This is a genomic window from Burkholderia sp. LMU1-1-1.1 (assembly GCF_040675865.1).
Classification (GTDB): domain Bacteria; phylum Pseudomonadota; class Gammaproteobacteria; order Burkholderiales; family Burkholderiaceae_D; genus Rugamonas.
In genome coordinates this window covers 348,882-372,723 of the sequence record NZ_JBEGHG010000034.1, presented here as the reverse complement: position 1 = coordinate 372,723, position 23,842 = coordinate 348,882, and the positions used below count along the sequence as shown (strand labels likewise).

At 68.7% G+C, this 23,842-nt stretch carries 14 protein-coding genes; 9 read left to right on the top strand and 5 right to left on the bottom strand.

Translation table 11 applies throughout. The features are described from left to right. The first annotated feature begins 91 nt into the window (after positions 1-91). Positions 92-3,862, top strand: a complete 3,771-nt coding sequence (locus tag MRBLMU1_RS23025; protein WP_363506306.1) for an ATP-binding protein — start codon at positions 92-94, stop codon at positions 3,860-3,862. A gap of 30 nt (positions 3,863-3,892) precedes the next feature. Here the strand turns inward: MRBLMU1_RS23025 and MRBLMU1_RS23020 are convergent, their stop codons facing one another. Genes MRBLMU1_RS23020 through MRBLMU1_RS23010 form a run of 3 tightly spaced genes read right to left on the bottom strand, consistent with a single transcriptional unit; the run spans position 3,893 to position 7,925 of the window. After that, entirely contained in the window at positions 3,893-6,145 is a 2,253-nt protein-coding gene (locus MRBLMU1_RS23020; RefSeq protein ID WP_363506304.1) for a xanthine dehydrogenase family protein molybdopterin-binding subunit, read from the bottom strand. Beyond that, on the bottom strand, positions 6,142-6,639 hold the full coding sequence (locus MRBLMU1_RS23015; RefSeq protein WP_363506301.1) for a (2Fe-2S)-binding protein: 498 nt from the start codon (positions 6,637-6,639) through the stop codon (positions 6,142-6,144). The genes MRBLMU1_RS23020 and MRBLMU1_RS23015 overlap by 4 nt, the downstream gene beginning before the upstream one ends. Then, positions 6,636-7,925: a c-type cytochrome gene (locus MRBLMU1_RS23010; protein WP_363506299.1), complete on the bottom strand. Its 1,290-nt coding sequence runs from the start codon at positions 7,923-7,925 to the stop codon at positions 6,636-6,638. The genes MRBLMU1_RS23015 and MRBLMU1_RS23010 overlap by 4 nt, the downstream gene beginning before the upstream one ends. 236 nt (positions 7,926-8,161) lie before the next feature. Between MRBLMU1_RS23010 and MRBLMU1_RS23005 the strand changes: the two genes are divergently transcribed. From MRBLMU1_RS23005 to MRBLMU1_RS22995, 3 genes are all read left to right on the top strand, one after another. Further along, positions 8,162-9,571, top strand: a complete 1,410-nt coding sequence (locus MRBLMU1_RS23005; protein ID WP_363506296.1) for a sensor histidine kinase — start codon at positions 8,162-8,164, stop codon at positions 9,569-9,571. Further along, positions 9,558-10,190, top strand: a complete 633-nt coding sequence (locus MRBLMU1_RS23000) for a response regulator transcription factor (protein ID WP_363506294.1) — start codon at positions 9,558-9,560, stop codon at positions 10,188-10,190. The genes MRBLMU1_RS23005 and MRBLMU1_RS23000 overlap by 14 nt, the downstream gene beginning before the upstream one ends. Positions 10,191-10,343: 153 nt before the next feature. Continuing rightward, complete coding sequence (locus MRBLMU1_RS22995; RefSeq protein ID WP_363506291.1) at positions 10,344-10,745, top strand: response regulator transcription factor; 402 nt, start codon at positions 10,344-10,346, stop codon at positions 10,743-10,745. Here the strand turns inward: MRBLMU1_RS22995 and fur are convergent. Further along, entirely contained in the window at positions 10,708-11,160 is a 453-nt protein-coding gene (gene fur, locus MRBLMU1_RS22990; RefSeq protein ID WP_315212550.1) for a ferric iron uptake transcriptional regulator, read from the bottom strand. The two genes, MRBLMU1_RS22995 and fur, sit on opposite strands and share 38 nt — an antisense overlap. A 140-nt stretch (positions 11,161-11,300) precedes the next feature. Between fur and MRBLMU1_RS22985 the strand changes: the two genes are divergently transcribed. The 3 genes from MRBLMU1_RS22985 (at position 11,301) to MRBLMU1_RS22975 (ending at position 17,945) form a co-directional block, all read left to right on the top strand. Beyond that, positions 11,301-14,504, top strand: coding sequence for a PAS domain-containing protein (locus MRBLMU1_RS22985; RefSeq protein WP_363506288.1), 3,204 nt, complete (start codon positions 11,301-11,303; stop codon positions 14,502-14,504). 253 nt (positions 14,505-14,757) lie between these two features. Continuing rightward, positions 14,758-15,237 carry a phosphate ABC transporter substrate-binding protein gene (locus MRBLMU1_RS22980; protein WP_363506286.1) on the top strand — a complete coding sequence of 160 codons (480 nt, stop codon included), beginning with the start codon at positions 14,758-14,760 and terminating at the stop codon, positions 15,235-15,237. Next, positions 15,234-17,945 carry a bifunctional diguanylate cyclase/phosphodiesterase gene (locus MRBLMU1_RS22975; protein ID WP_363506283.1) on the top strand — a complete coding sequence of 904 codons (2,712 nt, stop codon included), beginning with the start codon at positions 15,234-15,236 and terminating at the stop codon, positions 17,943-17,945. The genes MRBLMU1_RS22980 and MRBLMU1_RS22975 overlap by 4 nt, the downstream gene beginning before the upstream one ends. Positions 17,946-17,951: 6 nt before the next feature. Here the strand turns inward: MRBLMU1_RS22975 and MRBLMU1_RS22970 are convergent, their stop codons facing one another. Further along, positions 17,952-20,102, bottom strand: a complete 2,151-nt coding sequence (locus MRBLMU1_RS22970; protein WP_363506280.1) for a TonB-dependent siderophore receptor — start codon at positions 20,100-20,102, stop codon at positions 17,952-17,954. Positions 20,103-20,350: 248 nt separating this feature from the next. Between MRBLMU1_RS22970 and MRBLMU1_RS22965 the strand changes: the two genes are divergently transcribed. Both MRBLMU1_RS22965 and MRBLMU1_RS22960 read left to right on the top strand, forming a co-directional pair. Further along, complete coding sequence (locus MRBLMU1_RS22965) at positions 20,351-21,475, top strand: polysaccharide biosynthesis/export family protein (RefSeq protein WP_363506277.1); 1,125 nt, start codon at positions 20,351-20,353, stop codon at positions 21,473-21,475. Between the two features lie 7 nt (positions 21,476-21,482). Beyond that, positions 21,483-23,693: a GNVR domain-containing protein gene (locus tag MRBLMU1_RS22960; RefSeq protein ID WP_363506274.1), complete on the top strand. Its 2,211-nt coding sequence runs from the start codon at positions 21,483-21,485 to the stop codon at positions 23,691-23,693. Positions 23,694-23,842: the final 149 nt, after the last annotated feature.

The window sequence follows — 23,842 nt, the reverse complement described above, 5'->3', positions numbered from 1 at the left end:
CGCGGTTGGGGCGGTTTCAATCAGACTCCGCCGTTACAGGATTAATGATACGCTGGTAAATATTGTTATTCTGTAATCAAGCGAGGCTTTTATGAACCGACCGGCATTGCCCGCGTTGCCGGCCGCGCGCTTTCTCACCGCGCCGGGAGAGTTGGGTGCGCAGATTTTGGCGTTCGATTGGGCGCGCACGCCGCTGGGAGCGATCGAGGATTGGCCGCACAGCCTCAAGACGGTTGTCAGCCTGATGCTCAGCTCCCGCCAGCCGATGTGGATAGGGTGGGGCGGGCAGGCCACCTTCCTGTACAACGACGCCTACATCGGTGTCCTCAGCATGGCCAAGCATCCGTGGGCGCTGGGGCGTCCTGCGGCCGAGGTGTGGGCGGAGATCTGGGATATCTGCGGCCCGCTGGCCGACCGCGTGTTCGAGCATGGCGAGGCCACCCTGGCCGACGACGTGCGCCTGTTCATGAGCCGCGGTGATTTTCTGGAGGAGACGTTCTATTCGTTTTCGTATAGCCCGGTGCGGGATGAATCGGGCAACGTGGCGGGGCTGTTCTGCCCCAATCTGGACGTCACAGCCAAGCACCTGAACGCCCGCCGCCTGCGCACCCTCTCGGACATGGGCACCCGCGTGCTGCAGGAGAAAACCGTGAGCGGCGCCTGCGCGGCGGCGATGGCGAGTATCGCGGAGAACCCGGACGACCTGCCGTTCGCGATGCTGTACCTGGCGGATGGCGACGCGGCCGGCGCGGCCGCCGGTCCCGCCACGCTGGCGCAGGCCACGCATCCCGACCTCCCGCGCCAGCTGTTCCCTATCGACGAGGTGATCGTCGATGGCGCCACCCGGCTCGTGGCGCTGCGGCGGTCGGCGGAGAGGGAGATGGAGTCCACGTTCCCGCCCGGCCTGGCCAATCAGCCGATACGCGAGGCGCTGGTGTTGCCGTTGATGGGCGCGGGCACGCAACAAAGTATCGGCGCGCTGGTGCTGGGCGTGAGCGCGGCGCGCCGGCTCGACGCCGACTACCGGCGCTTTCTGGAATTGATCGCGATCCAGACCGGTAACGCGATCCAGCAGGCGCGCGCCGCCGAGGAGGAGCGCCTGCACGCCGAGATGCTGACGGAGCTCGATCGCGCCAAGACCCAGTTCTTCAGCAACGTGAGCCACGAGTTCCGCACGCCGCTCACGTTGCTGCTCGGGCCCATGGAGGATGCGTTGCGCGACGCGGCCGCGCCGTTGCCGCCGGCGCAGCGCGAGCGCATGGAGCTGATGCGCCGCAACGGGCTGCGGCTGCAAAAGCTGGTCAACACGCTGCTCGAATTCGCGCGCGTGCAGGCCGGCCGCGCGCAGGCCAGCTTCGCTCCCACCGACCTGGCGGCGCTGACCGCCGATCTTGCCAGCAGCTTCCGCTCAGCCATCGAGGGCGCCGGCATGCGGCTGGTGGTCGACTGCGCGCCGCTGGCGTCGCCAGTGTATGTCGATCCTGGCCTGTGGGAGAAGATTGTTCTCAACCTGCTGTCGAACGCCTTCAAATTCACCTTCGAGGGCCATATCGCCATCGCCCTTCACCAGGCGGGAACGAACGCGCGCCTGACGGTGAGCGACAGCGGCACCGGCATTCCGGCAGACCAGTTGCCGCATCTGTTCGAGCGCTTCCATCGCGTGGAGGGCGCGCGCTCGCGCACGCACGAGGGCTCGGGCATCGGCCTGGCGCTGGTGCGCGACCTGGTGGCGCTGCATGGCGGCGCGATCGGCGTCGACAGCGAGCTTGGACAAGGGACGGTGTTCGCCGTCGAGATCCCGCTCGGCAGCGCCCATCTGGACCCGGCACACGTGCGCGAGCAGCGCCTGGAGGCGTGGCGGCCGACGGCGGTGCAATCCTATGTGGCCGAGGCTGAGGGATGGGTACAGCCGGAGGAGCAGCCGGCGGATGCGGACCATACGCCGGTTGCGCGGCATGGCCGTCTGCTGATTGTCGACGACAATGCCGACATGCGCGACTACCTGCGGCGCTTGTTGCGTGGCGTTTGGGATGTCGAGGTGTGCAACAACGGCCTGGAAGCACTGGACGCGGTGCGGCGCCGGATGCCCGATATCGTGCTGTCCGATGTCATGATGCCGGAACTCGACGGCTTCGGCCTGCTGGCGGCGCTGCGCGGCGATCCGGCCACGCGCGATATTCCGATCATGCTGCTGTCGGCGCGCGCCGGCGAGGAGGCCCGGCTGGAAGGGCTGCAGGCCGGCGCCGACGACTATCTGATCAAGCCGTTCTCCAGCCACGATCTGATCGCGCGCATCGAGGTGCTGCGCCTGCGGCGGCAAGCCCGGATGGTGGAGGTGGCCGTGGCGCGCCGCACGCAAAGCATTTTCAGCCAGGCGCCGGTGGCGATCGCCATCCTGCGCGGGCCGGAGCACGTGTTCGAACAGGCCAACGCCTGCTACCAGGAGATGGTCGGACCGCGCGCGCTGGTCGGCCAGCCGATACGGCAGGCCTTCCCGGAGCTGGAGGGGCAGGGCATCTTCGAATTGCTGGACGGCGTGCTGGCCGGCGGCCAGCCCTATGTGGGGCGCTCGGTGGCGGTGCGGTTCCGGCGCGGCCGGGACGAAGCGCTGTCCGATTGCTGTTTCGATTTCGTCTACCAGCCGCTGGTTGACGATGCCGGCCGGACCGATGGCGTGGCCGTGGTGGCCTTTGAAGTGACCGAGCTTGCCAACGCCAAGCGCGCCGCCGACGCGGCCAACCGCGCAAAGGACGAATTCCTGGCGATGCTGGGCCACGAATTGCGTAATCCGCTGGCGCCCATCGTCACCGCTCTGCAGCTGATGCGCTTGCGCGGCGGCGACTACGCGCTCAAGGAACGCACGGTCATCGAACGGCAGACCAAACACCTGGTCGCGCTGGTCGACGATTTGCTCGATGTGTCACGGGTTGCCGAGGGCAAGATCCAGTTGCGGCGGCAATCGGTGGAGATGGCCGAAGTGGTGGCGCGCGCGATCGAAACGGCCAGCCCGCTGATCGAGGAAAAGCGCCATACGCTGGAGGTGCGGGTGCCGTCCTCCGGGCTGGCGGTGATGGCCGATCCGGGGCGCTGCGCGCAGGTGCTGGCCAACCTGCTGACCAACGCCGCCAAGTACACCGAGCCGCAGGGCCGCCTGAGCGTGCACGCATGGCGCGACGGCGGCCACGCGGTGGTGGCGGTGCGCGACAACGGCATCGGCATCGCCCCCGACATGCTGGCATCGGTTTTCGACCTGTTCGTGCAGGAGCGGCAGGCGTTGAGCCGCTCGCGCGGCGGCCTTGGCCTGGGCCTGACGATCGCCAAAAGCATGATGGCGCTGCATGGCGGCAGCATCACCGCGCGCAGCGATGGCGAAGGGCTGGGCAGCACCTTTACGATCCGCATGCCGGCGTTGGATCAAATCTTCGATCCGCCGCGCGCGGCGGCTTCGGCGCCGGCCGCGCGCCCGGCGCCGCCGAAACCCGCCAGCTCGGGATTGAAGGTGATGGTCGTCGACGACAACGAGGACGCCGCGCGGGCCGTCGGCGAGGCGCTCGAACTGATGGGGCACGAGGTATACGTGATGTTCGGCGCGCCGGAGGCGCTGGCCAGCGAAGGCAGTTTGCGTCCCGACGTCTGCCTGCTCGATATCGGCTTGCCCGGCATGGATGGCTACGAGCTTGCGCAGCGCTTGCGCCAGCAGGCCGGCCAGCGGCCCTTGCGGCTGATCGCGGTCACCGGCTACGGCCAGGACGGCGACCGCCGGCGCGCGGCCGAAGCTGGCTTCGACAATCATCTGACGAAGCCGGTCGATCTGACGACGCTCGACGGGTTGCTGCGGGGCCGGGGTGAAGCGACTTCTTAAGCGCCATATCGAGCGACGAAGGCCTATCGCTCACGCCATCAATTGCGGGCCCGCCAGCGGCAGATCGCGCCAGCGCTTGCCGGTGGCGTCGGCCAGCGCGTTGCCCAGCGCTCCCGCCATCGGCCCCTGCGCCGCCTCGGCCACGCCGAGGAAGGGGGCGCCCGGCCGGTCGATCAGCACGACGTCGACCCTGGCCGGCACGTTCGAGTAGCGCATGATCGGATAGCTGGCCCAGTCGATGCTGGCGATGCCGTCCGGCCCGAATCGCAGGCGTTCGTACAGCGTCCAGCTGGCCGACTGCAGGATGCCCCCCTCGATCTGGTTGCGGATGCCGTCCGGGTTCACGCCCTGGCCGCAATCGACGGCCGCCGCCACCCGCACAATTTGGACGGCGCCGGTGCTGCGCTCGATCCGGATCTCCACCGCCAGCGCGACATACGCCATCAGGTTCTTATACTGGCCGAAGGCGAAACCGAAGCCGTGGTCGCGGCGGCGCTGGCGCTCGCGCTTGTCCCAGCCGAACTTCGACGCTGCGGCGCGGATCGCGTCGCGCGCGCGCGGGTCTTCCAGATGTCGCAGACGGAACTCGACCGGATCGGCGCGGGCCGCCGCCGCCAGTTCGTCCATCATGCCCTCGATCGCGAACAGGTTGATGTGGGCGCCCAGCGAGCGCATCGCCGAGGTGCGCAGCGGCGTCACCGGCAGAAAATGGTTGATCACCTTCGAGTTGGCGAACGCGTACAGCGGCGCCGCGTTGCGGTCGCCGCCGCCCTCGGGCATCGGCATCGGCAGCGAGGGGCTGGGCGTGAACGGCTTGGCCAGCAGTTGCGCCGGTATCAGCTTGCCGGCGTTGCCGGGCCGTTCGTTGTGGGAGCCGCTCCACAGTTCGTAGTGCCAGTCGCAGACCTTGCCGCCGGCGTCCAGCGACGCGCTCAACTCCGTGCTCATGGCCGGCGCATACGGCTCCCACTGGTTTTCCTGGTCGCGCATCAGCTGCACCCGCACCGGCCGGCCGGGCATGGCGCGGGCGACCAGCGCGGCGTCGGCCGCCACGTCGTCGGCGCCGTTCTGGCCATAACAGCCGGCGCTCTCGGTGTGGATGCAGCGCACCGCGACGAGCGGCATCGACAGCATCTCGGCGATGGCCGCGCGCAGCGGATAGACGCCCTGGGTGTGCGTCCATACCGTTAGTTTGCCGTCGTCCAGCAAGGCCACCGAGCACGATGGGCCGATCGAACCATGCAGCACGTACTGTTTGGTGTAGCGGTTCTTGATGGTGGTGACGGCGGCGCCGCCGCCGGGAGCGCGCTTGTCCTCGACCACGATGTCCTGGGCCGGCAGCGCGCGCAGCGTGGCGTGGATGCTGGCGGCGGCCGGCAAGACCGGGCCCCTGGCCCACTTCGCGCCGGCCGACAAGGCGCGCATCGCCAGGATCGCCTGCCATTCGTCGTCTGCGACGACCGCCAGGTAGTTGCCGTCGACGAGTACTTTCAGCACCCCCGCCATCCGCCCGGCGGCCTGGATGCCGGCCGACAGCAGGCGCGCGCCGTAGGCCGGCGGACGCACCACGCGGGCATGCACCATGCGCGGCAGACGCATGTCCTGCACGTAGCTGGCGCCGCCGGTCAGCTTGGCCGGTATGTCCACGCGCGGCAGCGAACTGCCGATCACGGTGTAGGCGCCGGCTTCCTTCAGCACCGATTTGGCCTGCGCCGCGCGGTGCAGATCGATACCGCGCAGCGCCTGGCCATAGTGCATGTTGCGCCCGTCCGGCGCGATGATCGTGCCGGCCCGGGTTGAGAGGTTGTCCGGCGCGACCTTCCACTGCGCCGCCGCGCCTTGCACCACCAGCGCGCGCACCTGGGCGGCGGCGTGCAGCAAGGCGGTGCCGCTGTCGGCGATGGTGTGGCTGCCGGCGGTGTAGCCTTCGTTGGGCGTGCGGCCGGTGTCGCCGGTGATGAAGTCGATGGCGGCCGGCGCCACGTCCAGCTGTTCGGCGGCGATTTGCAGCAGCGCGGTGCGCACGCCGGTACCGAGTTCCACCTTGCCGGTGAAGACGGTGACCTTGCCGTCGGCGGCGATCCTGATCCAGGCGTCCAGCATGGGATTGGTTTTCAGGCTACCCGCCAGCGCCTTGTCGGCAACCGGCGGCACGCCCATCGCGTTGAATTCGGCGCGGGCGGGGCGGGGCAGCATGGAAAATCCAAGCACCAGGGCGCCGGCGCCGAGGGTGGCGCGGCGGCGCAGGTCGATGGTCCCGGTTTCGGTGACCTGGGCGGTCATGGCTTGCTCCCAGCCGCCTTGCGCGCCAGGGGCGCGACGCGGCGCGTGGCCGCCACTTCGCCGATGGCGGCGAGGATGCGCATATGCGTGCCGCAGCGGCAAAGGTTCGGTTCCATGTGGGCGCGGATCTGGGCCGCGCTGGGCTGCGGATTCTGTTCGAGCAGCGCCTGCGCGCGCATCACCATGCCGGCGATGCAGTAGCCGCATTGCGCCGCCTGGTGCCGGATGAAGGCCGCCTGCAGCGGCCCGGGATGGGCGGCGCTGCCCAGGCTTTCGATGGTGCGCACGCGGCGGCCTTCGCAGGCGGCCACCGGCGTCAGGCAGCCGAAGACCGGCTGGTCGTCCAGCAGCACGGTGCAGGCGCCGCACTGGCCAAGGCCGCAGCCGAACTTGGCGCCGTTCAGCTCCAGCTGGTTGCGCAGCGCGTACAGCAGCGGCGTGGAGGGATCGATGTCGAGCGTGTGGGTCACGCCGTTGACGGTGAGTGTGCTCATGGCTGGTTCTCCTTGCGAATCTCGGTGACGCGGCGCTCAAGTTCCGGCCACGGCGCGCGCTTGCCGATGTCGGCCCGGACGTAGGCGGCGATGCTGGCGATCTGCGCGTCGTCGAGCGAGGCGGCGAAGGCCGGCATGAAGGTGGCCGAGCGCGATTGCGTCCATGGCACGCCGTTCAAGACGATCTGTATCAGGTTGTCGGGACGGGCGCCGGCGACGGCGGTGCTCAGGTTCAGTGGCGGACGGCCGCCGGCCGCCATCATCGGGGCGGCGTCGCCATGGCAGCCGGCGCAGGCGCCGGCGAACAGCGTGCCGCCCTGGCGGATGCGGGCGGCGTCGGCGCCGGTGGCCGGTGGCGCGGGGGCAGGCGGGGGAGGAGCCGCCGGCGCCGCCGCTGCCTGCAGCGACATCAGGTAGGCCGCCATCGCCTTGGTGTCTTCCGGCGGCACCAGCGACAGGCTGTGGGCGACGGGCGCCATCGGACCCGCGGCGGCGCCGTGCTCCGGCGACCAGCCATGACGCAGGTACAGCGCCAGTTGTTCGGCGGTCCACGGCTTGGGTGCGCGCAGCAGCGCGGTCAGCGCCGGCGCGTCCCAGCCGTCGATATTGCCGCCGGCGAAGGCGGGACTGCGCTCGCCGCCGATCGGATCGAGCGCGCTGTGGCACGAGGCGCAATGGCCGGCGCCGTCCACCAGATAGCGGCCGCGATTCCATTCGGCGCCACGGGCCGGATCGTCCGGTTCCGGACCGCTGCGTAGGTACAGCAGGTTCCAGCCCGCCAGCAATGGCCGGAAGCCCAGCGGGAAAATCAGTTCATTGTCGGGCGCCGCCGCTTGCGCCGGCGTGCGGGTCATCAGATAGGCGTAGGCGTCGGCGATGTCGGCGTCCGTCAGGCGCGTGTAATGTATGTAGGGGAAGGCCGGATACAGCAGATGGCCGTCGCGGGAGACGCCATGGCGCAGCGCGCGGGTGAACGCGGCCAGCGACCAGTTGCCGATGCCTGTGGCCGCGTCGGGCGTGATGTTGGTGGTGTAGATGGTGCCGAAGGGCGTGCGCAGCGGCAGGCCGCCGGCGTAGGGCCGGCCGCCGGTGGCGGTGTGGCATACCATGCAGTCGCCGACGGCGACGATGCGGGCGCCGCGCGCGAGACTGGCGGCGTCGAAGCCGCCGGGGGCGGGCGGAGTGATGGGCGCCAGCGCGGGCTGCACCACCCACGCCGCCGCCAGCGCGCCGGCGGCCAGTGCCGCGATGCCGGCGACGGCCCATTTCCGTGTTGTTTTTTTCATTCCCACTCCCCATCTTCGGCGTTCGTCTCAGGTGCCAATGTGCCATCGGGCGGAGCGCTTGCAACCTTTCGAAAGGCAGGGCAGGGGATGGAAGGTGCAAAAACCTATCCGGAGTATAGGACTCAAGCCGCGCGATCCCCCCTATAATTGGAGGGATTGCCTATTTCATAATTTACAAGGACAGCATGTTGCGGGTACCGAGCACTCCCTGGATGTCCGGGTTGTTGATTTGCTTGATGTTGTTGATCTTCGCGGTCGATACCTTCACGCCGCTGGACATGGCGGTGGCCGTGATGTACGTGGTGGTGGTCCTGTTGTCGGCCAGCGTGTGGCAGCGGCGCGGCGTGCTGCTGGTCACCGGCATCTGCCTGGCGTTGACGGTCGCCTCCTACCTGCTGACGCATACGGTGGTGTTCTCCGGCGCGGCAGCCGGGCGCATGATGGTCGGCCTGCTGGCCATCGGCATCACGGCTTTCCTGGCGCTGCGCGGACAAAGCGCCACCAACGCGTTGCTGGCGCGCGAGCACGCGCTGCGCCGCAGCGAGGCCTTTTTGGCCGGCACACAGCGCATCAGCAAAACCGGCAGCTTCAGTTTCAAGGCGCCCGACGGCGCGATGTACTGGTCGGACGAGGCGGCGCGCATCTTCGGCTATCCGCTGGACGTGACGCCGACGATGGAGCGGGTGCTTGAGCGCAGCGCGCCGGACGACCGCCCGCTGGTGCGCGCGGCGATGGCGCGGGCGCTCGGCGCCGAGGGCGTGGTCGATCTGCGACACCGCCTGCTGCTGCCGGACGGCCAACTGAAATATGTGCACGTGCTGGCCGAGCCGCGCTACGACAAGCAAGGCGCCTGCGAATACCTGGGGGCGGTGACCGACGTCACGGCGGCGGTCCTGGCCGAACAGGCGTTGCACAACGCCCAGGTCCAGTTGGCGCACGCCACCCGTGTGACGATGCTGGGCGAACTGGCGGCCTCCATCGCGCACGAGGTCAATCAGCCGCTGGCGGCCATTTCCACCAATGGCGAGGCCTGTTTGCGCTGGATGAACCGCCCGCAGCCCGACCTGGCCGAGGCGCGCGCCACGGTCGCCAGCATATTGGAAGCGAGCGGGCGGGCCACCGGCGTGATCAAGCGCATCCGCGCGCTGGCACGCCGCAGCGATCCGCAGCACGCGGTGCTGGACCTGAACGCCGTCGCCGAGGAGAGCGTGGACCTGGTGCGGCGCGAACTCGATAGCCATCGCGTGGAGCTAACGCTGGACCTGGCGCCGCAACTGCCGCCGGTGTGCGGCGACCGCGTGCAGCTGCAGCAGGTGATCATCAATTTGCTGATGAACGCCAGCCAGGCCATGGCCGCCTGCGCGCCGGGACAGGCGGTGCTGATGCTGCAAACCGGCCTCGCCGCCGACGGCGCGCCGCTACTGAGCGTGAGCGACTCCGGCCCCGGCATCGCCGCCGATGCCGCGCCGCGCCTGTTCGAGGCGTTCTACAGCACCAAGGAGGACGGCATGGGCATGGGCTTGCCGATTTGCCGTTCCATCATCGAGACCCACGGCGGCCGTATCTGGGTGGGCCAGCCCGCGCCACACAGCCCCCTGGCCGGCGCCACCATCACGTTCTCCCTGCCAGCGTATGAACCAGATTGATTCCATCGACCATGCGGAAGCGTTGGTCTACATCGTCGACGACGAGGCGCCGCTGCGCGAGGCCATTTCCAGCCTCCTGCGGTCGGTCGGCATGCGGATCGCCGCCTTCGCGTCGGTGGCCGAGTTCATGGCCGAACCGCGCGCCGACGTCACCAGCTGCCTGCTGCTCGACGTGCGTCTGCAGGGCGTCAGCGGCCTCGATTTCCAGGCCGACCTGCGGCGCGACGGCGTGGCGCTGCCGATCATCTTCATGACCGGCCATGGCGACATCCCGATGTCGGTGCGGGCGATGAAGGCCGGCGCCATCGACTTCCTGGCCAAGCCGTTCCGCGACCAGGAGCTGCTCGACGCGATCGACGCCGCGTTGCGGGCCGACCACGCGCGGCGCCGGCGCGACGGCGCGCTGCAGGGACTGACCGCGCGCTATGAGAGCCTGACGCCGCGCGAGCGCGAAATCATGGCGCTGGCGGCGCGCGGCCTGATGAACAAGCAGATCGCCGGCGAAGTGGGGACCAGCGAGATCACCGTCAAGATCCATCGCGGCAACGCCATGCGCAAGATGCAGGCCAAGACCTTCGCGGACCTGGTGCGCATGGCCGAGGCGCTCGGCCTGGCGTAAACTTCCGGGGTTTGTTGCGGGGAAGCACGACTTTAACCGATCGGGCAGGGATGGACCTATACCCTCGTATGATTTCCCCGCCGTCAGCTAGCCTGTATTGTTCCACCATGCGCAGGACGGCCGCGAGACGCCGTTCGAACATGGGAGTACCCAGTGTCTGATCCGGAACCACATTTTTGTAATATCGCCATCGTCGATGACGACCACGCCGTGCGCGTCGGCTTGAGCAGCCTGTTGCGCTCCTACGGCTACGCGGCGCAGGCCTTCGAGTCGGCGCGGGCGCTGCTGGACGCGGGCGGGGCCGCGCTCGACCGCTTTCATTGCGTGATCACCGATCTGCAGATGCCCGGCATGAGCGGCATCGACTTGCTGGAGGAGTTGCGCCGCCAGGGCAAGGCGCTGCCGCTGATCCTGATGACCGCCTTTCCCGAGGCGGCGCTGCGCAAACGCGCGCTGCAGGGCGGCGCCTCCTGCTTTTTGAGCAAGCCATTCGACGCCGACCAACTGCTGGGCTGCCTCAGGAGCGCCGCAGCTTCCTTGCCGCCATCGGATTGATGTTGTCGGCGCAGTCGCCGCAAAAGCCGTACAGCGACAGCGAGTGCTCGTGCAGCACGAAGTTGCGCTCCTTGGCCACCGCCTCCTGGCGCGCCTCGATCTCGGCGTCGAGGAATTCCTCCATCTTGCCGCAGTTGGTGCAGATCAGATGGTCGTGGTGGCCGCCTTCGTTGAGCTCGAACACCGAGGCCACCGATTCGAAGTGCCGGCGGATCAGGATGCCGGCGTCGGCGAACTGCATCAGCACCCGGTAAACGGTGGCCAACCCCATGTCGATGTTTTCGTCGTGCAGCAGACGGTAAACGTCGTCCGCGTTCAAATGCTTGCTTTTCGATTCCTGGAACAATTGCAGGATGCGCAGACGGGGAAGGGTGGCCTTGAGGCCTAGTTTGCGCAACTCTTGGGGGATATCCATGCGTCTCTCTAATGATAATGATTCTTATTCGCACTATATCCGTATTTTATTTCTTTGGCAATGCAGTATTGATGGCGTGTGCGGCCTTTTTTGTTCTGGACAAACTATAATCTCCGGACAACATTTACTTTCCGGACACTGTGACCCATCCCTTTCTCAATGGCGGCGGCCAAGTCGCGCAGATCATCGCGTCCCACGACTGGAGCAAGACCGCGCTTGGCCCCATCGACGCCTGGCCGCAGTCGCTCAAGACGACCGTGGCGCTGATATTGCGCTCGACCGTGCCGATCGTGCTGCTGATGCGCGAGCAGGGGGTGATGATCTACAACGACGGCTATTCGGTGTTCGCCGGCGGCCGCCATCCGATGTCGCTGGGCGCCAACGTGCGCGAGGCCTGGCCGGAGGTGGCCGATTTCAACGACCACGTGATCAAGGTCGGCCTGGCCGGCAGGACGCTGGTCTACACCGACCAGGAACTGACGCTGCACCGCAACGGCGGGCCGGAACAGGTGTGGATGAACCTGGACTATTCGCCGGTGCTCGACGAGGATGGCACGCCGGTCGGCGTGATGGTGCTGGTGATCGAGACCACCGACAAGGTCAAGGCCGAGCGCCGCGTGCGCAACGAGGCCGAGCGCATGCGCATCATGTTCGAGCAGGCCCCCGGCTTCATGGCGATGCTGTCCGGTCCCGAGCATGTCTTCATGTCGGCCAATCCGGCCTACATGGCGCTGGTCGGCCAGCGCGAGGTGATCGGCCTGCCGGTGCGCGAGGCGCTGCCGGAGGCGAACAGCCAGGGCTTCGTCGGCCTGCTCGATAAACTGTACGCCTCCGGCGAGACCTGGTCCGGCACCGCCGTGCCGTTCTTCCTGGCCGCCACCGGCGACCGGCCTGCGCGCGAGCGCTTCCTCGATTTCGTCTACCAGCCGCTGCGCGACGCCGCCGGCGCCGTGTGGGGCATCTTCGTGCAGGGCGCCGACGTGACCGACCGCGTGATGGCCGAGAACCTGCTGCGCGCCAGCGAGAACACCTTCCGCACCTTGTCGCAGACGATCCCGAGCCAGGTCTGGCAGGCCGACGCCGACGGACGGCTGGACTGGTTCAACGACCAGGTCTACCGCTACTCCGGCACCCAGCCCGGCCAGTTGAACGACAGCCGCTGGGCCGAGATCGTCCATCCGGACGACCTGCCGGCGGCCAGCCAGGCGTGGACCGTCGCGGTGGCCACCGGCCGGACCTTCGAGACCGAGTACCGCATCCGCCGCGCCGACGGCATCTACCGCTGGCACATCGTGCGCGCCCTGCCGATCGTCGACGACCACGGCGTGGTGCAGCGCTGGGTCGGCACCAGCACCGACATCGAGGACCAGAAGTCGACCGCCTACAAGCTGCAGCAGCAGGTGGCCGAGCGCACGGCGGAGCGCGACCGCATGTGGCGCTATTCGACCGACGTGATGCTGGTGGTGTCGCTGGACGGCTGGGTGGTCGCCGTCAATCCGGCCTTCACCCGCCTGCTGGGATGGGAGGAGCTGGAGGTGATCGGCACCTCGCTCTACAAGCTGATCCACCCGGACGACATGGCCGCGTCGATGGCGGAGATGGCCTCGCTGGCCGAGGGCCGGCACACCTTCAAGTTCGAGAACCGCACCTTGCGCAAGGGCGGCGGCCACGCGATCCTGTCGTGGACGGCGGTGCCGGACGAACGCTACGTGCACGCGGTGGGCCGCGACATGACGGCCGAGCGGGCGGCGGCCGACGAGATGCGCCGCACGGCGGCGGCGCTGCAGCAGTCGCAGAAGATGGAGGCGATCGGCAAGCTGACCGGCGGCGTGGCGCACGACTTCAACAATCTGCTGCAGGTCATCTCCGGCAACCTGCAGCTGCTCGGCGGGGACGTCAAGGGCAACGCCCGCGCCGAGAAGCGCCTCGAGCACGCGCTGGCCGGCGTCACGCGTGGCGCCAAGCTGGCCAGCTATCTGCTGGCGTTCGGCCGGCGCCAGGCGCTCGATCCGAGGGTGGTCAAGATCGGCCGCTTCATCGCCGGCATGGAGGACATGCTGCGCCGCAGCCTGGGCGAGGAGATCGAGGTCGAGACGGTGATCTCCGGCGGCCTGTGGAACACCCTGGTCGACACCGCGCAGGTGGAGAACGCGGTGCTCAACCTGTGCATCAACGCGCGCGACGCCATGAATGGCGTGGGCAGGCTGACCATCGAGGTCGGCAACGCCATGCTCGACGACCAGTACGCCGCCACCCATCCCGAGCTGGCGGCGGGCCAGTACGTGATGATCGCCATCAGCGACACCGGCAGCGGCATGACGCCGGAGGTGCTGGCGCAGGCGTTCGATCCGTTCTTCTCGACCAAGCCGGAGGGCAAGGGCAGCGGCCTGGGATTGTCGATGGTGTACGGCTTCGCGCGCCAGTCGGGCGGCCACGTGAAGATCTACAGCGAGCCCGGAAGCGGCACCACGGTCAAGCTGTACCTGCCCCGGTCGACCGATGTCGAGGACGCGCCGGCGCCGCCGGAAACGCGCGCGGTCGTCGGCGGCCAGGAAACCATCCTGGTGGCCGAGGACGACGACGGCGTGCGCGCCACCGTGGTCGAAATGCTCAGCGAGCTCGGTTACCGCGTGGTCAAGGCGAACGACGCGGCCAGTGCGCTGAGCATCATCGACAGCGGCCTGCCGATCGACCTGTTGTTCACCGACGTGGTGATGCCGGGCGCGCTGCGCAGCCCGGAGCTGGCGCGCAAGGCGCGCGAGCGGCTGCCGGGCATCGCGGTGCTGTTCACGTCCGGGTACACGGAAAACGCCATCGTGCACGGCGGCCGGCTCGATGCCGGCGTCGATTTGCTGGGCAAGCCCTATACCCGCGAGGCGCTGGCGCGCAAGGTGCGCCACGTGCTGGCCAACCGCCAGCATCAGGCGCAGCTTGCCGTGCTGCCGCCGGCGCCGGTGGCGGCCTCCAGCGACGCGGCCGCGACGCGGGAAGGGGGCGCACCGGCGGCCGGCTTGCGCATCGTGCTGGTGGAGGACGAGCGGGAACTGCGCGAGACCACCACCGAGCTGCTGGAATTGCTGGGCCATACGGTGTTGCCGGCAGGCGACGCTGCCGCCGCGCTGGGCTTGCTCGACGGCGAGGCGGTGGACGTGATGATCACCGACATCTCGCTGCCGGATCTCTCCGGCGAGGTGCTGGCGGCGCGCGCCCGCGCGTTGCGGCCCGGTCTGCGGATCATCTTTGCCAGCGGACAGCATCCACGCTTCCCGCTCGACGGCGCGCAATTGCTGCTCAAACCGTTCAGTGTCGAGAAGCTAATGCAGATGCTGGCTTCCGTGGTGTAAAGTATATTATTGATGTAATTCTATTAAAATTAAAGTGGTTTTTGGATAGAATTTTTGGTATATTGCTTTACTTCATCTAAAGTTGCTTTAAGGCAGCTTGCCATTCGCGGCCCCGGCCGCGAAGCGGCGTTGCCACCTTTCCCATTCTGAAGAACAGACGCCCGTCTGCGGTCCCTGGCGCGTTACGCCCGAACCCTGTGTACTGGCGACCGCGCCGTATATGTACCACCGGGAACACAGACAGGAATTCCGCATGACCGATTCATTCTTGCCCTTGCCCGCGATGCGTTTGTTGACCAGACGTTTGCTCACGATATTTTTATTGACGGTGCCGGCCGCGTTGCCGGCGTTCGCCGCCGAAGCCGGCCCGCACGATCCGGTGATCGTGGTGTCGCCCAGGAATCCGCTGTCCGCGCTGCGTTACGAGCAGGTGGCGGCCATCTTCATGGCGCAAACCGACCGCTTTCCCGACGGCGCCGAGGCGGTGGCGCTCGACCTGCCGCCCGGCAGCGCGCTGCGCGACGCGTTCTACCGGCGCGTCGCGGACCGCTCGCCGGCGCTGATGAAGGCTTACTGGAGCAAGATGGTGTTCACCGGACGGGGCCAGCCGCCGCGCGAGCTGCACAACAGCGCCGCCGTGCGCCGCATGGTGGCCGACAACCCGGCCATGATCGGCTACATCGACCGCGCCGCGCTCGACGCCAGCGTCAAGGTGCTGGAGCTGCGGCCATGACGGCGTCCAAGGCCGGCGACAGCCTGCGCGCGCGCTGGTTGCGGCGCGGACTCGACACGCATATCTCGCTGCCGCTGTTCGCGCTGCTGCTGCTGGTGGCCATCTGGCTGCTGTCACTGCACGAGATCGACGTCGAACGGGTGCGCGCGCGCGAGGCGGCCGCCGATTCGCTGCGCGAGGTGCTGGGCACCTACGAGGCGCAGGTGGCGCGCGGCCTGGATGGCATCGATCAAACGCTGCGCGTGCTCAAGTACGCGGTCGAGCGGCGCGGCACGCTGGGCGCGCTGCCGGAACTGGCCCGCGAAGGTTTGCTGCCGTCGGGCCTGGTGTTTTCCGTCAGCATCGTCGACCGCGACGGCATGACGGTCGCCAGCAGTCCGCAGGCGACGCCGATCTCGGTCGCGGACCAGCGCTACTTCAACTTCCACCAGGAGCGCGACAGCGGCGCGATCTTTGTCGGCGAGCCCATGCGCGATGCCGCCAAGACCGATTGGCATCTGCATTTCACGCGCCGGCTCGACGACGAGAAGGGCAACTTCGCCGGCGTCGTCATGGTCGAAACCGATCCCGCGTATTTCACCAGCGGCTATGAGCGCAGCCGCATGGGCGAGCGCGGCATGCTGGGGCTGATCGGCACGGACGGCGTGGTGCGCGCCCTGCGCATCGGCGACAAGGTGTCGTTCGGGCAGCGCCTGGCGGCGCCAGCGACGCCGCCCCATCTGCAGTCGGTCGCCCGTCCGCATCCGCAGGACGGGGTGAGCCGCTTCAGCGGCGTCAGCGAACTGCACGGCGTGGCGCTCAAGGTCGTGGCCGGCCTCGACGAGCAGGAGCAGATGGCGGCGTTCGAGCGCAAACGGCGCGAGATCCTGTGGCGGGCCGGCGCGGCCAGCCTGGCGCTGGCGATCGCCACCGGGCTGCTGTGGCTGTGGTCGTGGCAGGGCGCGCGCCACCGCGCCGGCGTGCGGCGCGCGCAGGAAACCTACGCGGCGGCGTCGGCCGCCAGCCTGGACGCCTTCTTCGTCATGCGCGAGGTGCGCGACGGCGCCGGCGCGATCGTCGACTTCAACATCGTCGACGCCAATTCCCGCGCCGAACAGTTCACCGGCGTGAGCCGCGAGCGCCTGTGCCGCACCACCTTGCTGCGGCTGGTGCCGACGGCGCGCGAGAGCGGCATGTTCGCCGACCTGGTGCGCGTGACGCAGGCCGGCGGCGTGCACGAGCAGGAATGGGAGAACACGATACCCGAGTTGAGCGCGCGCTGGCTGCACCAGCAGGTGGTACCGGTCGAAGGCGGCGTGGTGGCCATCGTGCGCGATATCACCGAGCGCAAGCTGGCCGAGGAGCGCATGCAGCACCTGGCCCACCACGACACCCTGACCGGCCTGCCCAACCGCATCCTGATCACCGAGCGGCTGGAGCTGACGGTGGCCGAGGCGCGCCGCGATGGTGGCGGCGGCGACGCCACCTTGCTGGTGGCGTTCATCGATCTCGATGGATTCAAGCTGGTCAACGACGGCCTGGGCCACAACGCCGGCGACGCGCTGCTCAAGGTGGTGGCCGGGCGCATGGCCGCCTGCCTGCGCCCGGGCGACAGCGTGGGCCGCTTCGGCGGCGACGAATTCGTGCTGATGCTGCGGGAGGCGGCCGCCGTGGAAGGCGAGGACGCCGGCGCGGCGGCGGTGCTGGAACGGGTGCGCGAGGCGGTGCTGCAACCGATCAGCGTGGGCGGGCAGCAGGTGCAGGTCAGCTGCAGCATCGGCGTGGCGGTCCATCCCGACGATGGCGCCGACGCCGAAACGCTGCTGATGCACGCCGACGCGGCGATGTACCGCGCCAAGGAGCTGGGCAAGAACAACTGCCAGTTCTACGCGCGCGAAATGAACGCCGAGATCGAACAAAAGCTGGTGCTGCTCGAGGGCATGCGCCAGGCGCTGGAGCATCGCCAGTTCCGCCTGGTGTACCAGCCCAAGGTGGACCTGCGCACCGGCCGCATTTTCGGCGCCGAGGCGCTGGTGCGCTGGGAGCATCCGGAGCACGGCGTGATCGGGCCGGACCGTTTCATTCCGCTGGCCGAGGAGAGCGGCATGATCGTGGCGCTGGGCGAGTGGGTGCTGCGCGAGGCGTGCCAGCAGAACCGCGCCTGGCAGGACGCCGGCCTGCCGCCGCTGTGCATCTCGGTCAATGTGTCGCCGCGCCAGTTCGAGGAGGGGCGGCTGGTCGAGCGGGTGGCGCTGGCGCTGGCCGACAGCGACATGGCGCCGCGCTGGCTGGAGCTGGAGGTGACCGAGGGCGTGATCATGCGCGACCTGACGCGCGCGCTCGGCAAGATGGAGCAGCTGCGGACGATGGGCGTGGCGCTGTCGATCGACGACTTCGGCACCGGGTATTCGAGCCTGTCGGCGCTCAAGTCGTTCCCGATCAGCACCCTCAAGATCGACAAGTCCTTCGTGCGCGACCTGGCGCACAGCGCCGGCGACCAGGCCATCGCCAGTTCCATCATCGGCCTGGCGCACCGCCTCAAGCTGCGCGTGATCGCCGAGGGCGTGGAAACGGAGCAGCAGCGCGGCTTCCTGCGCGCCAACGGCTGCGACGAGATGCAGGGTTATCTGTTCAGCGAGCCGCTGCCGCCGGAGCAGCTGGCGGCGTTGCTGAGGCGTTCGGCGGGCGCCGCGCCGCCGCTCGCGCGGCGCAGCGAGGTCGCCGCTTAGGCCCGGTTACCAGGTCCACGTCAACGTGGCGCTGCCGTTGCGCGGCGCGCCGTACAGGCTTTGCGTCCAATACAGGCTGGTCAGGTATTTCTTGTCGGTCAGGTTGTTGAGGTTGACCGACAGGCTCAGGTGCTTGTCGATGTCGTAGCGGGCCATCAGGCCCAGCAGCGCATAGCTGGCCTGCGTGGTCTTGATGCCGCGGCCCTGGTCGGTGTCGATGGCGCTTTGCCAGGCCAGCGTGCCGCCGACCTTGAGCGCCGGCAGCGCCGGCACGCGGTAGGTGGTGTTGAGCTTGACCGTGGTGCGCGGGATGTAGGTCTTGACGATTTTCCCCTGGTCGCCGTGGATCGACAGCCGCGTGACGCCGGCGCTGGCCTGCCAGCCCTTGGCCAGCTCGCCGGCCAGGTCGAACTCGACGCCCTGCGATTCGGCGTTCAGGCCGCGATACACGGTCTTGCCGCCGACAAAGTCCGCCTGCTCGGCGGTGTTGTCCTGTTTGGTCTTGAAGACCGCCCCCGATACATTCAGCCTGCCGTTGTAGAACGCGCCTTTCAGGCCGGCCTCGGTGGTCTTGCCTTCGACCGGCGCCAGGGTGTTGCCGTTGATGTCGGTTTCGCTTTGCGGGTTGAAAATCTCCGTGTGGCTGGCGTAGGCCGACCAGTTGCGGTCGATGTCGTAGACCAGGCCCACGTAAGGCGTGCTCTTGCTGGCCGAGCGGAACTTGCTGACGCCGTAGGAGACACCGCTGCTCTTGGCGCGCGTGCTGTTGATGCCGGTCAGCAGCTTCCAGTCGTCGGCCAGGTTGAAGCGGGCGGCGGCGTAGACGGTGTTGCGGCGGTCTTCGTAGCTGCTGCCGTCGGTGGCGGCGTCGAACAGCGGCTGCGGCAGGCTGCCGTCGAAGGCGCTGTTGCCGGGCAGCGGGTCGCCGATGCCGCGTCCGTACAGCGATTGGTCGCGCAGGGTCGACCTGGACCAGCTGTAGCCGAAGCTCAGGTCGTGCCGGCGGCCGCCGAGGCCGAATTTGCCGTCGACCGAGACGTCGAGCAAGGTCTGGCGCTGGCGGGCGCCGTAGCGCGACGGATAGGCGAACAGGCCGTCGCCGGTGAGCTTGTCGGGCGTGCCGTAGACATATTCCAGCGCCGAATCGGAGCGGTAGGTGATGCGGTTGAGCGTCGATTGCACGCGCCAGCCCCGGCCCAGATCGTGGCCCAGTTCGGCGAAGCTGCTGTTGGTGACGGTGTCCCAGCGCGACCAGTCGGCCGAGGTGCTGGCCGAGACCGGATAGTCGGTCGGGCTGCCGTCGGTGTAGAACAGCGGCAGGGCGCCCCACATGACGCCCTTGCCGCGATTGGTTTCGTAGGTGTGGCCGACGGTCAACAGGGTGCTGTCGCCCAGGCGGGCGTCGATGACGGCGTAGCCGACGGTCTTGCGCGGCTCGTAGCGGTCCAGGTAGGAGTCGCTTTCCTGGCGGATCACGACGGCCCGGCCGGTGACGCTGCCGCTTTCGTTGAGCTTGGTGCTGACGTCGCCCTCGACGCGGCGCTGGTTCCACGAGCCCAGGGTGACGCTGGCGCTGGCCGCCGTCTCCGCCGTCGGCCGCTTGCGGATGAAGTTGACGGTGGCCGACGGGTTGCCGGTCGAACTCATCAAACCGTTGGCGCCGCGCACGATGTCGATGCGCTCGTACAGGCCGGTGTCGAGGTTGCCCGCGATGTTGCCGAACACCAGCGGCGTGCCGACCCCGTCGTACTGGAAGTTGATGATGTCGAAGCCGCGCGCCGTGTAATAGGTGCGGCTGGTCTCCACGCGCTCGACGGTGACGCCGGTGGTCGTGGCCAGCACGTCGTTGATGTTGTTGAGCTTGAAGTCGTCCATCAGCGCGCGCGTGACCACCGACACCGATTGCGGCGTTTCGCGCAGCGACAGATCGAGTTTGCCCGCCGAGCGGGTGCGGCCGGCCGTGTAGCCATCGTCCCCGGCGGCCCCGGTCACCGTGACCACCGCCATCGTCGGCTCGGCGGCGGACGACGCCGCGGCGGCGCCCGCGTCGGAGGACACGGCGGCGGCTACGGCCTCGCGGTCGGCGGCCAGGACGGTGGCGGAATGGACCAGCGACAGCGCCAGCAATAGCGGGCGCAGGGGAAGGTGACGGGGCATGCGGGACTCCTCGGGTGGGATGGGGTCACTGGCTGGGGAATCGCATTGCCTGGCTGTGGAACCGTGAATGTGGGGAAATGAGCGCGCGCGGCGATCAAATCTTAATAAGAATCATTACCAATTATAATTGATTGATGACATGTATGCAAAGGTGGCCGCGCTCATTTGCCGCGCAGGCGCGCGTTTGATGCGAAACAAGGCCGCCTTGCGGGACGCGATCTACTCTGGTCGAGCTACTGGAGGCCGTCATGCACACCGTCACACCATCCACCACCGCCACCACCGCCGCCACCAACGTCGCGTCCGCCCTGGCGCCCTTGCTGTTCAGCTTGGCGCTGCTGGGCGGCTGCGCCACCGGCATGCACAGCGCGCCGGCGCCGGACGACGCCGAGGTCATCCCCATCACCGAGCAATGGCTGGACGCGCAGCAGCGCGACAACGCGCCGGCGGCCGGCCAGGACCTGGGCAGCCTGGCGGCCACCGAGCCGGGCGTGTACACCTATATCCTGGGCGTCGGCGACGTGCTGGCGATCACCTTGTGGGACCATCCGGAACTGACCGGCGCGGTCGCGCGCGACCAGGGCGTCGAGGGCGCGGGGCTGGGGCCGCCGGCGGCCAGCTTCGTCATCGACCAGCAGGGCAAGCTGCATTTTCCGTTCGCCGGCACGATGGACTTCGCCGGCCTGACGCGCGAGCAGGCGGGCGCCTTGCTGAGCAAGCGGCTGGCGCGCTACTTCCGCGACCCGCGCGTCACGCTCAGCGTGCAGGCCTACCGTAGCCAGCGGGTCTACATCGACGGCGAGGTGCGCTCGCCGGGCCTGCAAACCGTCAACGACATCCCGATGACGCTGCTCGAAGCGCTCAACCGCGCCGGCGGCCTGACGCCCAACGCCGACCAGAGCCGCATCACCGTCGAGCGCGCGGGCCGGCGCCACAAGGTCGACCTGATCCGCGCGCTGCGCGACGGCCGCCACGCCGCCGCCGTGATGCTGGTCAACGGCGACATCGTGCGGGTGCCGCCGCGCGACGAGAGCAAGGTGTTCGTCGCCGGCGAGGTGCTGCAACCGCGCTCGCTGACCATGCACGACGGCCGGCTGACCTTGAACGAGGCGCTGGGCGAGGTCGGCGGCATCAATCCGCAAAGCGGCGACGCCGGCCAGGTGTACGTGGTGCGGCAGACGGCGCAGGGGCCGCGCGTGTACCGGCTCGACGCCCGGCCGTCGCGGGCGCTGGCGCTGGCCGAGCGCTTCGAGCTGCGCGCCAAGGACGTCGTGTATGTGGCCGCCTCGCCGCTGGCCAACTGGCACCGCGCGATCAGCCAGCTGTTCCCGGGCGAGCTGTCGTCCGTGGTCGGCGCCACCACCAGACCATAGGCCCGCCATGAACGACGCTTACGACACTCCGCCGCAACTGCGCCCGCTGCGCGGCATCGCCGCGCCCACCCGGCTCATCGAGCGGGTCGAACCGTTGCCCGAGCCGGACCCCGGCGCGTTGCCTTGGCGCGCGTATTTCCGCACCCTGGCCGCGCGGCGCTGGCTGATCACCGGCGTGGCCACGCTGTGCACCTTGGCGGCGCTGGCCTACGCGCTGGCCGCGCGCCCCGTGTACGAGGCCAACATGCTGCTGCACGTGGAGGAGGAAAGCCCGAACGCGTCGAAGAACATCCTCAACGACGTGTCGTCGCTGTTCGAAACCAAGAAGGCGGCGATCGCCGAGATGGAGCTGCTGCACTCGCGGCTGGTGGTGGCGCGCGCGGTCGACACCCTGCGCCTGTACATCGATGCCCGGCCGCGCTATTTCCCGCTGGGCGGCGAGTGGATCGCGGCGCGCCGCGGCAGCCAGTTGTCCGAGCCCGGCCTGTTCGGCCGTGGCGGCTACGTGTGGGGCGGCGAGAAAATCGAGGTGGCCAGCTTCGACGTGCCCGACGCCATGTACGACCAGGATTTCACCGTCACCGCGCTCGGCGGCGGGCGTTACCGGCTCAGCGACGGCAAGCGGCGCCCCGTGCTGGAGGGCGAGACGGGGCAGGCCGCGCATGCCGCCGGCCCCGACGGCGCCATCGACCTGCTGGTGACGCGGCTGCGCGCCAATCCCGGCGCCCGCTTCATCCTGCGCCGCAGCTCGCGCCTGGCCGCGCTCGAGCAGGTGCAGCGCTCGCTGCAGATCGCCGAGCAGGGCAAGCAGTCGGGGGTGATCGAGGTCAAGCTGCACGGCGCGGCGCCGCAGCAGGTATACGCCACGCTGACCGAGATCGGCAGCGAATACATGCGGCAAAACCTGGCGCGCCGCACCGAGGAGGCGCAAAAGACGCTGGCCTTCCTCGACCGCCAGTTGCCGGTGCTGCGCCACCAGCTCGAAAGCGCCGAGGCCAGCTACAACGGCTACCGCAGCAGCCACGCTACCGTCAACCTGGAGCAGGAGGTGCGCATCGCGCTCGACACCCTGGCGGCGGCGCAGACGCGGCGCGGCGCCCTGGCGCAAAAGCGCGCCGAGCTGCTGGGGCGCTACACCGACGAGCATCCGCTGCTGCAGGCGCTGAACCAGCAGAGCCGCGAGACGGTGCGCGAGATCGACGAGCTCGAGGCGCGCATCAAGCGCCTGCCGCTGATCGAGCAGGAACAGGCGCGCCTGGCGCGCGACGTCAAGGTCAGCACCGACCTGTACACCGAGCTGCTGAACACGGCGCAACAGTTGCGCCTGGTGGCGATGGGGCGGGTCGGCAACGTGCGCATGGTCGACATGCCGGTGGCGCCGGAGCGCGCGCTCAAGCCGAACCGCCCGCTGATCGTGGCGCTGGGCATGGTCACCGGCCTGTTCCTGGGCGCGCTGATGGCCTTCGCCAGCAAGGCCATGGTCGGCGGCATCGACGACCCCGAGCGGATCGAGTCCCTGCTGGGCGCGCGCACGGTGCACGCGACCATTCCGCACAGCCGCAGCCAGGTCCGCCTGCGGCGGCAGGCGCGCAAGCGGGCTCCGCTGCTGCTGGCGCAGGCGGCGCCGGACGACGCGGCGGCCGAGAGCCTGCGGGCGTTCCGCGCCGCGCTGCAATTTGTGTTGCCGCACAGCCGCAACAACATCGTCAGCTGCCTGGGGCCGACACGGCGGGTGGGGGCCTCGTTCGTGTCGGTCAACCTGGCCTTGCTGATGGCCTCGGGCGGCAAGCGCACCTTGCTGATCGACGCCGACTTGCGCGACGGACGGCTGCACGAATACTTCGGCATCGAGCGCTCCGGCGGCCTGGCCGAGTGCCTGGCCGGCGCGCTGCAGCCGCACATGGCGGTGCGCCACGGGGTTGCCGACCATCTTGATTTCATTCCTTGCGGCAGTGTGCTGCCGCAGCAGACGGAGTTGCTGCAGCACCGCCATCTGGCCAGCCTGCTCGAGTCGCTCGGCGCCCGCTACGACGTGGTGCTGATGACGGCGCCACCGGTGATGGAGGCGGCCGACGCGCTGGTCGTCGGCGCCCACGCCGGCGCCGTCTTCCTGGTCACGCGCGCCGGCGTGACCACCGAAGGCCAGCTCAACGCGGCGGTCAAACGGCTCAACCATGCCGGCATCGCGCCGCACGGCGTGGTGTTCAACGACGCCTGACGGCGTGGCGCGGAGGGGTACCCAAGGGGCAATTCCGCGCGCTGTTTTTCTGTTGTAATAAAGTCTTGTCAGAATTTTTTTCTAAAAGCATTGAACTATAGAATTTGATTCAGATCAAACCTTCCTCATTCACTTCATGAACGAGGAAA

Coding starts and splice junctions, on each gene's coding strand:
- MRBLMU1_RS23025 (WP_363506306.1), top strand. CDS start 92: ATGAACCGACCGGCATTGCCCGCGTTGCCGGCCGCGCGCTTTCTCACC.
- MRBLMU1_RS23020 (WP_363506304.1), bottom strand. CDS start 6,145: ATGACCGCCCAGGTCACCGAAACCGGGACCATCGACCTGCGCCGCCGC.
- MRBLMU1_RS23015 (WP_363506301.1), bottom strand. CDS start 6,639: ATGAGCACACTCACCGTCAACGGCGTGACCCACACGCTCGACATCGAT.
- MRBLMU1_RS23010 (WP_363506299.1), bottom strand. CDS start 7,925: ATGAAAAAAACAACACGGAAATGGGCCGTCGCCGGCATCGCGGCACTG.
- MRBLMU1_RS23005 (WP_363506296.1), top strand. CDS start 8,162: ATGTTGTTGATCTTCGCGGTCGATACCTTCACGCCGCTGGACATGGCG.
- MRBLMU1_RS23000 (WP_363506294.1), top strand. CDS start 9,558: ATGAACCAGATTGATTCCATCGACCATGCGGAAGCGTTGGTCTACATC.
- fur (WP_315212550.1), bottom strand. CDS start 11,160: ATGGATATCCCCCAAGAGTTGCGCAAACTAGGCCTCAAGGCCACCCTT.
- MRBLMU1_RS22980 (WP_363506286.1), top strand. CDS start 14,758: ATGACCGATTCATTCTTGCCCTTGCCCGCGATGCGTTTGTTGACCAGA.
- MRBLMU1_RS22975 (WP_363506283.1), top strand. CDS start 15,234: ATGACGGCGTCCAAGGCCGGCGACAGCCTGCGCGCGCGCTGGTTGCGG.
- MRBLMU1_RS22970 (WP_363506280.1), bottom strand. CDS start 20,102: ATGCCCCGTCACCTTCCCCTGCGCCCGCTATTGCTGGCGCTGTCGCTG.
- MRBLMU1_RS22965 (WP_363506277.1), top strand. CDS start 20,351: ATGCACACCGTCACACCATCCACCACCGCCACCACCGCCGCCACCAAC.
- MRBLMU1_RS22960 (WP_363506274.1), top strand. CDS start 21,483: ATGAACGACGCTTACGACACTCCGCCGCAACTGCGCCCGCTGCGCGGC.